Here is a 294-nt window from a genome sequence, read left to right on the forward strand (position 1 = left end):
AATGCCTGAACATGGTACGCCTGAGTTGCCGCTTGATGTGATGCTAGAGCTTACGCTTGCCATGTTAGGGCTTGCAGGGCTTAGAACCGTTGAGAAAGTAAAAGGGGTCAGCAAGTGAATCATCCTGAACAATGGCAAATGAAAAAGGAGTTTAATTTGGCCCACATTCTCACCACCATTGCGCTGTTGGTGTCTGGTGTTATTTACCTTGGCGACTTAGATAAAAGGATAACCACTAACTCCCAAGAGCTTGACCACCTCAAGCAAATTCGCCAAGAAGACCAAAAGCGCATC

1 protein-coding gene and 1 pseudogene are annotated in these 294 nt (G+C 46.3%); both read left to right on the forward strand.

Annotation, left to right across the window (positions count from 1 at the left end; all coding sequences use genetic code 11):
• Positions 1-118, forward strand: a pseudogene (locus CWC11_RS23625) (3TM-type holin); the annotation flags it as partial.
• The coding region (locus CWC11_RS20595; protein ID WP_138684162.1) for a hypothetical protein at positions 115-294 on the forward strand (180 nt) is incomplete at its 3' end. The pseudogene CWC11_RS23625 and the gene CWC11_RS20595, both read left to right, overlap by 4 nt.

It is taken from the genome of Pseudoalteromonas sp. S3178 (genome assembly GCF_005886985.1).
Classification (GTDB): Bacteria; Pseudomonadota; Gammaproteobacteria; order Enterobacterales; family Alteromonadaceae; genus Pseudoalteromonas; species Pseudoalteromonas carrageenovora.